The following is a 2,184-nucleotide window of genomic DNA, read 5'->3' on the forward strand; positions in this document are numbered from 1 at the left end:
TTCAACGAACGATCAACGAGACCCTCAACGAAACGGCAGACCATCACCTTCACCTAAACCCACTACTACAGACACTAGCGTGTCTTCCGTAGTGAGAGAGACGCGCACACCTGGTCACAACCGCGGCGGCATCCCCGTTCCTGCAAACTTCTCCCCCGACAGGACTGGCCGCCTGAAAGCCGGGGAGCTCGGAATCGACAGCGACTTCGAAACGGATCGCTTCATCGCCTACCACCAAGCCGCGAAAACGCTCCGCGACGACGAAGCCGCATGGCAGGCCCAGTTCCGCAAGTGGTTGCTGGACCAGAGCCAGATGAACGCCGACCGGCAGCGCGTCACCGACGCCAAGGTACTGGCTGCGCAGAAGTCCACCACCAGCACCACCGCCAAGCAGGCCGCCCTCTGCTCAGCCCTCAGCCCACCACCGCGCGACCCATACCCGATCGAGCGAGAAATCCACGGAGAGGTGATCCAGCATGCACCCTGACCTGATCCTGAACGCCGCAGGCAGCATCCCGCTGCGCTGGGTGGATGAGATTTTCCGCCGGCTCTCCGGCCGATTCGGAGCCCAGTTCACGGAAAAATTCCGCAGCGGCATCATCGTCGATCAACGCACAGGCAAGGCCCCGAACCCGATCGACAGTATGGACTTCGCCGTTGACTCTGGCCTCGAGGAAGCGAAAAAGGTCTGGGCAGAAGAGCTTGGCCTGGCGCAGATCACGCCCGACCAGATCAAGCGCGGCCTGCTGGCCCACCATCAGTACCCGCCGAGCTGTGACGAGTTCATCCGTGGCTGCAAGGGCACTGACGGCGCCAGCCAAGACCCGGAAGCCCTGTTCTACCGCGCCCAGGCCGAGATGGGGAAACGCCGTGCACGCCAGCCGCAAAACTGGCCGAGCTCGTCGCTGTTCTGGGCTGCCGCGTCCCTTGGCAACGATCTGCTGCACAGCGACTACCGCAGCATGCGCGGCCGCTGGCTCGCCGCTCTGGATTCGAATCAGCACCACATTGGCGACATTCCCGATGTGAGCGACGACGTGGCCTTGCCGGCGCCGAAGATGACACGCGAAGAGGCCGAAGTGCAGATCGCACAGGTCAAGCGGGCAGCGCGAGTCATGCGCTTTCCGAGTGACAACGTGCGCAAGCTCGAATGGGCATACGCCATCGCGGACGAGACCGCGCGAGGCGTCTACAAGGGCGGGATGCATGGCAAGCGTATGGCGGCCGAAGCGATCCGAGACTCGCGCAAGCCTGTCCCCGAGTCCCTTGTGCCGTTCCTGACGAAAACCAACATGGAGGACGCGGCATGAAGTACGGCATTTGGGTTGGCCGCATCCCTGAGTCCCAGAAGACCGCATGGGCTTTCATGCCCTTCCGCGGCAGCCTGGCGCACCGCTGGATCAGATGCGGCGACGGATTGATTAAATCCTCCTGCGGGATGTTCGCCATGGAGACGCCTGCGGTCGGCTTGATCCAGGCGGAAGGTGCCGACAGGTGCAAGAACTGCGAGAGGAGAGCAAAGCCATGACCCCGATCCGCTTTACCGTCCCCGGCGCGCCAGTTGGAAAAGGGCGCCCCAAGGTCTCCACCCGCGGCGGCAAGTTTGCCCGGATGTACACGCCGGAGAAGACCGCGAGCTACGAGGGAATGGTCGCGCTTGCCGCCCAGCAAGCCATGGCCGGCCGCGCACCGCTCACCGGCCCCGCTGACGTCCGCATGCTGATCACGCTCCCGATCCCCGCGAGCTGGAGCAAGAAAAAACAGGCTGCCGCCCTCGCCGGCCAGGTGCTGCCCACCAAAAAGCCCGACGCCGACAACGTGGTCAAAGCGCTGTTCGACGGCATGAACGGCATCGTGTGGGCCGACGACGTCCAGGCCTGCGACATCGTCGTCCGTAAGCGCTATGGCGAGACGCCTGGGGTTGTCGTGCAGGTGCAGGAAATACAGGGCGCGCTGTTCGCCGCATGACCGTGATGACCAAACAAAACCAAAACGAAATCGAGGGCGATATGCAGTTCTCAACTATCCGCGCGCTGGTCGGCTGGGCGTTTCAGATCGAAACCGTCAGCATGGTGAAGGTGCAGAAATTCGGCGAGGACACATCGCCGGCGTTCGAGGGATTGACGCCCTGCGACCTGAAGGCGCAAAGCGCGATGGTGATGGCCAAGATCAACCGGCTGCCGC

Annotated in this window: 5 protein-coding genes; all 5 read left to right on the top strand. The window is 63.2% G+C overall.

Features of this window, described 5'->3' with window-relative positions; genetic code table 11:
• The first annotated feature begins 79 nt into the window (after nt 1-79).
• The gene (locus ACODRW_RS24215; protein WP_488906908.1) at nt 80-487 is read left to right on the top strand and encodes a hypothetical protein; all 408 of its coding nucleotides are present in this window, start codon (nt 80-82) and stop codon (nt 485-487) included.
• Entirely contained in the window at nt 477-1,310 is an 834-nt protein-coding gene (locus tag ACODRW_RS24220; protein ID WP_488906909.1) for a hypothetical protein, read from the top strand. The genes ACODRW_RS24215 and ACODRW_RS24220 overlap by 11 nt, the downstream gene beginning before the upstream one ends.
• On the top strand, nt 1,307-1,528 hold the full coding sequence (locus ACODRW_RS24225; protein ID WP_488906910.1) for a hypothetical protein: 222 nt from the start codon (nt 1,307-1,309) through the stop codon (nt 1,526-1,528). The genes ACODRW_RS24220 and ACODRW_RS24225 overlap by 4 nt, the downstream gene beginning before the upstream one ends.
• Complete coding sequence (locus ACODRW_RS24230; RefSeq protein WP_166451985.1) at nt 1,525-1,968, top strand: RusA family crossover junction endodeoxyribonuclease; 444 nt, start codon at nt 1,525-1,527, stop codon at nt 1,966-1,968. The genes ACODRW_RS24225 and ACODRW_RS24230 overlap by 4 nt, the downstream gene beginning before the upstream one ends.
• Nucleotides 1,965-2,184, top strand: a 220-nt coding sequence (locus ACODRW_RS24235; protein ID WP_488906911.1) for a hypothetical protein, incomplete at its 3' end; no start/stop codon positions are given. The genes ACODRW_RS24230 and ACODRW_RS24235, both read left to right, overlap by 4 nt.

The sequence above is a fragment of the Chromobacterium sp. FG89 genome, from assembly GCF_057808735.1.

Coding starts and splice junctions, on each gene's coding strand:
- ACODRW_RS24220 (WP_488906909.1), top strand. CDS start 477: ATGCACCCTGACCTGATCCTGAACGCCGCAGGCAGCATCCCGCTGCGC.
- ACODRW_RS24225 (WP_488906910.1), top strand. CDS start 1,307: ATGAAGTACGGCATTTGGGTTGGCCGCATCCCTGAGTCCCAGAAGACC.
- ACODRW_RS24230 (WP_166451985.1), top strand. CDS start 1,525: ATGACCCCGATCCGCTTTACCGTCCCCGGCGCGCCAGTTGGAAAAGGG.